At 55.2% G+C, this 6,819-nt stretch carries 7 protein-coding genes and 1 pseudogene; all 8 read left to right on the forward strand.

The features are described from left to right. Window positions 1–975: YncE family protein (locus tag PA598K_RS28865; RefSeq protein WP_148092005.1), on the forward strand; the 975-nt coding region annotated here is incomplete at its 5' end. Window positions 976–1,118: 143 nt separating this feature from the next. Continuing rightward, window positions 1,119–1,592, forward strand: a complete 474-nt coding sequence (locus tag PA598K_RS28870) for an MEKHLA domain-containing protein (RefSeq protein WP_128660262.1) — start codon at window positions 1,119–1,121, stop codon at window positions 1,590–1,592. Between the two features lie 82 nt (window positions 1,593–1,674). Then, window positions 1,675–2,253 carry a YhcN/YlaJ family sporulation lipoprotein gene (locus PA598K_RS28875; protein WP_128660263.1) on the forward strand — a complete coding sequence of 193 codons (579 nt, stop codon included), beginning with the start codon at window positions 1,675–1,677 and terminating at the stop codon, window positions 2,251–2,253. Between the two features lie 82 nt (window positions 2,254–2,335). Then, window positions 2,336–3,058 (forward strand): polysaccharide deacetylase family protein, encoded by a 723-nt coding sequence (locus tag PA598K_RS28880; protein WP_128660268.1) that lies wholly within the window; start codon window positions 2,336–2,338, stop codon window positions 3,056–3,058. Window positions 3,059–3,166: 108 nt separating this feature from the next. Next, window positions 3,167–4,069: an AraC family transcriptional regulator gene (locus tag PA598K_RS28885; protein WP_128660264.1), complete on the forward strand. Its 903-nt coding sequence runs from the start codon at window positions 3,167–3,169 to the stop codon at window positions 4,067–4,069. 110 nt (window positions 4,070–4,179) lie between these two features. Next, entirely contained in the window at window positions 4,180–5,685 is a 1,506-nt protein-coding gene (gene melA, locus PA598K_RS28890) for an alpha-glucosidase/alpha-galactosidase (RefSeq protein WP_128660265.1), read from the forward strand. A 269-nt stretch (window positions 5,686–5,954) separates the two neighbouring features. Next, complete coding sequence (gene fucU, locus PA598K_RS28895; RefSeq protein WP_128660266.1) at window positions 5,955–6,389, forward strand: L-fucose mutarotase; 435 nt, start codon at window positions 5,955–5,957, stop codon at window positions 6,387–6,389. Window positions 6,390–6,458: 69 nt separating this feature from the next. Next, a pseudogene (locus PA598K_RS28900) lies at window positions 6,459–6,725 on the forward strand (aminoglycoside 6-adenylyltransferase); the annotation flags it as partial. Window positions 6,726–6,819: the final 94 nt, after the last annotated feature.

Consider the following 6,819-nt stretch of genomic DNA (forward strand, 5'->3'; position numbering starts at 1 on the left):
GCCACGGGAGCGACAGGCGCAACAGGCGCAACTGGAACCATGGGTTCCCCTCGTATTTATGTACAAAACCGCAATTCCAATTCAATAACAGTCATTGATGGGGCCAACAACGCTGTGATTACAAATGCCACAGGCATACCTAGTCCATGGGGTGGATCCATCGATCCTATTAGAAAAAGATTATACGCGGTTAATAATACCAACCCCGGCAGAGTAACTGTTTTTGACATGATTACGAATACAACGCTGGCAGTCGTGACAGTCGGATCTTCTCCTAGAGGCGGGGTTGTCAATTACTTAACCAATCGGTTTTACAGCTCGAATAACGGTTCCAATAACGTTAACGTTATTAACGCGGAAACATTTGAGGTAATCGCAACCATCTCGGTAGGAGGCGCTCCTCTAGAAATCGACGCAGACTTGACCTTAGACAAGATATACATTCCCAACTTAACAACTAGCAATGTGTCCGTCATTAATGGGGCTACAAATTCGGTCATTGCAACCATACCTCTTGCAGGTCAGCCGTTGAACGTTGCCGTAAATCCGGTTACCCATAGAGCTTATGTCCCGAACACACCTAACGTTAGTGTCATTGATACAACTAATGACACCGTCGTAGGTACGGTGGCAATAGCCACAGGAGGAATGATCGGCATCGCAGTCAACCCTAATACGAATCGGATATTCGCATCTGGCGGAGCCGGTGCTGCGGGAGCTGTATATGTCATAGACGGGGGAACCAATACGGTTGTGATGACGATTCCTGTGGGAAATGATATACGAGATATGGCAGTTAATTCATTCCCTACTCCATTCCTTGACAAGTATGCAGCAAACTTTCTCTATGTTACCTTAAGTACTCTCAATTCTGGCAATCGAATTGCGGTCATCGATCAAGTATCAGGAGCCATCAATGCCATCATTACGGTCGGAAACGCACCAGTGTCGATTGAGCTTGATCCATTCGTCTAGTTATTCATTGCGAAGAGTGCTCCCGATCTAACAGATTGGTGAGCACTCTTTTATTATGCTCCTTGATTGAAAAACAATGGTTACTCTACAATAAAAAGAAACAAAAACCGAGGCTCATTACCACCTCGAGGAGGCTCACCCAAATGACAACAATCCCAAATGCAATTCGTGGCGTAGGCAGTGTGGACGAGCATGCCCGCCTGTTGCTTGGCAGCTATCGCAGGCTGACCGGGCGCGATCTGCTGGCGCTGCCAGAGGGACAATCTCCAGCCCAGGCGCTGGAGGATGCGCCGCTCGTCATCCTATCCCATGGGACGGAGGTTGACCCTGTACTGAACTACGGCAACCGGCGAGCACGCGAGCTGTGGGAGATGACGTGGGAGACCTTCGTGTCGACCCCATCCCGTCTGACCGCCGAACCGATGGAGCGCGAGGCCCGCGAGGCATTCCTGAGCCAGGTCCGTACCTATGGCTATGTGGATGACTATACGGGTATCCGTATCTCCAGCACGGGCAAGCGCTTCTATATCCAGCAAGCGACCGTTTGGAATCTGATCGATGCCAGCGGCAAGCTGTGGGGGCAGGCGGCCGCATTCCAAAATCATACCTATCTCTGACTTCTGCTCACTGTCTGGACTTGCATAATCCTCTCTTCGTCTGCACACCCTAACCTTACCACTAAAGGGAGGTTGACTATCGATGAACAGACGGATGAGTTGGACGACTGCAATGCTGACTGTATGCATCAGTGTTGCCTTGCTGTCAGGCTGCGCCGCACCCAAAACGAATCCTGATACGAATGACGGCAACACCGTCAAGCAGCAAACGATGCGGACGGAGCAAGACATGCGTGAAATGGGCAAGGATGTAGGACGAGACCTGGGGATGACGCAGGATCCGACCCACAAGATCGGCGAGATGGACAACCACGACCACATCAATATGAAAAAAGCAGAGCATGTCGCGGCCTCGGCCCAAAAAGTCGCTGGCGTCACTAAAGCCACTGCGGTCGTGCATGATCAAGATATTATCGTTGGCCTCGACATGGACGGGTCCGATCAAGCAATGCTGCGCAAAAAGGAAAATGAAGTGAAGCGGAAAATCAAACAAGAGCATGAAGGCTATAATGTTCATGTGACTTCGGATAAGAATCTACACAGCAAAATACAAACGCTGCATGGCAACGCCATGAACGGCCACCCTGTTGCGGAATTCACGCACGACGTGGGAATGATCATCCGAGACATCGGCAATGCGGTGGCGGCTCCGTTCCGTTAAGCCATACTCTTACCGATTCGGGGGGCGACCCCCGAATTTTGTTTTTTACGCTTAAGGAGGCGAAGGCGTGGCAGGAAGACGGATGATGTTGCTCTTATTGGCGCTGCTCCTGTGCGGCTTTGCCGGACCGGTCAAAAAGGACAGATATTACTACGAAAAAAAGGGCGAGATCGTCTGGGAGGTGCCGACGGCGGAGAAAAAAATCGCCTTGACCTTCGACGACGGTCCGTACCCGCCGAGCACAGGCGCCATTCTGGATGTATTGAAGACGTATGAGGCCAAAGCAACGTTTTTTGTCGTAGGCAATCGGGTCGAGCGATATGCCGAGCTCGTCCGGCGCGAAGTGGCCGAAGGCCATGAGATCGCCAATCATACGTTTAATCATACGTATTTCACCAAGTCGAGCGATCCTTCCCGTCTGAATCAGGAGATCCTCCGTACCGAGGAGCAGCTGCAAGCGCTCAATCTGGACAAGCCGACGCTGTTCCGCCCCCCTGGCGGATATTACAACGAGGCGATGATCCGCAAGGTGCGTGCGATGGGCTATACGATGATCCTCTGGTCCTGGCATCAGGATACGAAGGATTGGCGGAAGCCGGGCGTGGGATACATCGTGGACAAGGTGCTGAACCATGCGCGCAATGGCGATATTATCCTGTTCCATGACTATGTGCCGGGATCGATGCAGACGGTGGAGGCGCTCAAGCAAATCCTGCCGGAGCTGAAGCAGCGAGGGTATCGCTTCGTGACCGTCTCCGAGCTGATGCAAAGCAGTCGGGAGATGCCGATACAGTCCAAGGATTGAGTTGTTGATCAGGTTGCATCTGACCGATGAATAAGGCATGCTAGAGATCAGGAGGGTCAACCCTTACTGATCTTTTTTAGTTTACACTAATGGAGGCTGGCGCTAGTGATGAAGGGCAGTTTATACGATGATGCGTTGCTGGAGCAGGATACTCAGCCACATATCCACGCCTATTATTTCAAGCATTGGCAAGCCTATACGATGTCCTTCCACCGGCATAACGCCACGGAGATCATGTATATTATCCAGGGCACATGTCAGGTAGAGGTGAGGCAAAGCGAGGGGCGCACAGAGCGGTTAACGCTGGGGCGGGGCGAGTTTATCCTGATCGACGCCAATATCCCGCATCGGTTGCTGGTGGATCATAGCTGCCGGATGCTCAATGTCGAGTTCGCCTTCAAGCCCGATCCCCAGAGCGGGCCTTCGCTGGCGATGATGACGGGCGCCGAGCTGTCCGCGCTCGCGGCATGCCGCCGGGCCTACTGGGTGCTCAGCGATCAGGAGGAGATCTATGCGATCCTCAAAGGATTGGTGCTGGAGCTGGATCGCTCGAAGGAGGACGCGACCTCTCTGATCCGTCTCTTGTTTGCCCAGCTGATCATCCGACTGGCGCGGCTGCTCGGCGATGCGGAGCGCTTCCCGGACTTGCAGGTGGAGCAGTATGCAAGGCAGTGCATCGAATTTTTGCATCACAATTACGATCGCAACATCCAGGTCAAGGACGTCGCGTCCGCCGTTAATCTTCATCCCGGGTATGTGCAGCGGTTGTTCCGTCAGCAGACGGGTCGTACGTTGAACGGCTATCTCACCTCGCTTCGCATAGACAAGGCCAAGATGTTGCTGGCGCGTACAGATATCCCGATTATCGAGATCTCGGACTATATCGGCCTGAACAGCAGGCAGTATTTCCATGCGCTATTCAAAAAAATAACCGGCATGACGCCGATGGATTACCGCCGTTCGATGGCCGCGGAGAGCTATCACTACCCTGCAGCAAGTGACGATAGTTGACAGAGAAACAACGAACAAGTGACGATATTGATAACGCTTCCGCTCGATCCTTGCTATACTAGGCTCAAGACGGCTGATCAAGCCAAATGAGCTGATATGGAGGGGAAACGATGTCTTTTAAAGTTGCTTTTATCGGTGCGGGAAGCATCGGATTTACAAGAGGAATCCTGCGCGATCTGTTGTCCGTAGAGGAATTTCGCGAGATCGAGGTTGCATTTACGGACATTAATGCGCACAACCTGGAGATGGTCACGGAGCTGTGTCAGCGGGATATCCGGGAGAATGGTCTGAACATCCAGATCCAGTCGACGACGGATCGCCGCGAAGCGCTCAAGGGGGCTAAGTACATCCTCTGCACGATCCGGGTAGGCGGGCTGGAGGCGTTCGCGACCGATATCGACATCCCGCTCAAGTATGGCGTGGACCAATGTGTCGGCGATACGCTCTGTGCAGGCGGCATCATGTACGGTCAGCGAGGTATCGCCGAGATGCTCAACATCTGCCGGGACATCCGCGAGGTGGCAGCGCCGGACGCGCTGTTGCTCAACTATGCGAACCCGATGGCGATGATGACGTGGGCCTGCAACCAATACGGCGGCGTCCGTACGATCGGACTGTGTCACGGCGTCCAGCATGGCCACAAGCAGATCGCAGATGTCTACGGGCTGGAGCAAAAGGATGTCGATATCATCTGCGCCGGCATCAACCACCAGACCTGGTATGTCCAGATCCGCCACAATGGCAAGGACTTGACGGAGGGGCTGCTGGAGGCGTTCGAGCGTCATGAGAACTTCAGCCGGACGGAGAAGGTTCGCATCGACATGCTGCGTCGCTTCGGCTACTACAGCACGGAGTCTAACGGCCATCTGAGCGAATATGTGCCATGGTATCGCAAGCGTCCCGAGGAGATCAAGGAATGGATCGATCTGGGCAGCTGGATCAACGGCGAGACGGGCGGCTACCTGCGCGTTTGTACCGAAGGCCGCAACTGGTTCGAGACGGACTTCCCGAACTGGCTGAAGGACCCGGCGATGGAGTACAAGCCGGAGCTGCGCGGTCAGGAGCATGGCTCGTACATCATCGAATCGCTGGAGACGGGCAGAGTCTATCGCGGCCACTTCAACGTCGTCAACGGCGGCGTCATCTCCAATCTGCCAGACGACGCGATCATCGAAGCGCCGGGTTATGTCGATGGCAATGGCATCTCGATGCCGACTGTCGGCGATCTGCCGCTCGGACCGGCTGCGGTGTGCAATGTCAGCATCTCGGTGCAGCGACTGGCCGTCGAAGCGGCGGTCAAAGGCGACGACAAGCTGCTCCGCCAAGCCTTCATGATGGATCCACTGGTAGGCGCGGTCTGCAACCCCAAAGAGATCTGGCAGATGGTCGACGAGATGCTGGTGGCGCAGGAGCAGTGGCTGCCGCAGTACGGCGAGGCGATCGCTGCGGCCAAGCAGCGTCTGGCAGCTGGCGACCTGATCCCGACGCGCGATTATCGGGGGGCGGCGAGATTGCAGACGAAGACCGTCGAGGAGATGCAGGCCGACCGCGAAGCGACGAACCGAATCGTCGGCGACTCGGACAAAGGCAAGGATCGCGAAGTTAGCAAAGCTTAGGCGAGCGGGCAGAAGATAGACAAAAGGTCAGACTTAATTGAGCTAAGAGATAGGCCCTAGGCCAGACTTAATCGAGCTCAAGCGACTGACGCCAAGCTCCGGCATCGATACCAGATGGCGGAGCTTGCTGTGCCTGGGATAGGTGCCCGCCATAGCAAGATAGTGGACGGTCGACAGCAGGATCGGGGATAGGCGGGGGAGCGCTTCCATGATATGCTAGGCATAAGAATGGACAAACGATCAACTGATGATGTGGAGGTATGGATACGATGTTAAAGGGTATCCCGGCGATCATCTCGCCGGAGCTGTTGAAAATTCTGATGGAGATGGGGCACGGCGATGAGCTGGTGCTCGGCGACGGCAACTTCCCGGCAGCGAGTCATGCGCAGCGGCTGGTGCGGGCCGACGGGCACGGCATCCCAGAGCTGCTGGAGGCGATCCTGACCCTGTTCCCGCTCGATCCGTATGCGGAGCGCGCGGTAGCGCTGATGCAGGTTGTACCGGGCGATACGGTGGAGACGCCGATCTGGGACAAGTATCGTCTGATCGTCGGACGCCATGAGCCGGAGCGGGCCGACTTCGAGCAGGTCGAGCGCTTCGCATTTTACGAGCGGGCCAAGCAGGCCTATGCGATCGTAGCGACGGGAGAGTCCGCGCTGTATGCGAATATTATCCTCAAGAAGGGCGTCATCGCCCCGTCATAGGATAGGAAACATTAGGAACGAATGTCTGGTAGCGGAATGCATGTACCTATGATAAAGGGGGCACGCCACTTGCGCGGAAAAGAGGAGATGATGGGGCTGCTGCTCGGCTTCGCCGAGGAGCGGGAGGAGATCCGTCTCGTCACGCTGGAAGGCTCGCGCGCCAATGCTGCGATTGTGCCGGACACATATCAGGACTATGATATCAGCTACTTCGTAACCGATAGGACGGCGCTACTGGCTAGCGACGACTGGCTGGATCGGTTCGGCGAGCAGGTCATCCTGCAAAAGCCTGAGGATATGGAGCTGTTCCCGCCAGAGCTGGGAAGCGGCTTTTCGTGCGCTTGGCAGCGCAACCGACTAGGGAGTGAAAGTCTCCTGTACACCGAGATGGCGGAAGTACGAGCTGACCCGTAGTGCCTCGTCCGTGAGG

It is taken from the genome of Paenibacillus sp. 598K (assembly GCF_003851045.1).
In the GTDB taxonomy this organism is placed as follows: domain Bacteria; phylum Bacillota; class Bacilli; order Paenibacillales; family Paenibacillaceae; genus Paenibacillus_D.

What these genes read in the sequence shown, in the direction of transcription:
- PA598K_RS28870 (WP_128660262.1), top strand. Translation starts at nt 1,119, where the DNA reads ATGACAACAATCCCAAATGCAATTCGTGGCGTAGGCAGTGTGGACGAG.
- PA598K_RS28875 (WP_128660263.1), top strand. Translation starts at nt 1,675, where the DNA reads ATGAACAGACGGATGAGTTGGACGACTGCAATGCTGACTGTATGCATC.
- PA598K_RS28880 (WP_128660268.1), top strand. Translation starts at nt 2,336, where the DNA reads ATGATGTTGCTCTTATTGGCGCTGCTCCTGTGCGGCTTTGCCGGACCG.
- PA598K_RS28885 (WP_128660264.1), top strand. Translation starts at nt 3,167, where the DNA reads ATGAAGGGCAGTTTATACGATGATGCGTTGCTGGAGCAGGATACTCAG.
- melA (WP_128660265.1), top strand. Translation starts at nt 4,180, where the DNA reads ATGTCTTTTAAAGTTGCTTTTATCGGTGCGGGAAGCATCGGATTTACA.
- fucU (WP_128660266.1), top strand. Translation starts at nt 5,955, where the DNA reads ATGTTAAAGGGTATCCCGGCGATCATCTCGCCGGAGCTGTTGAAAATT.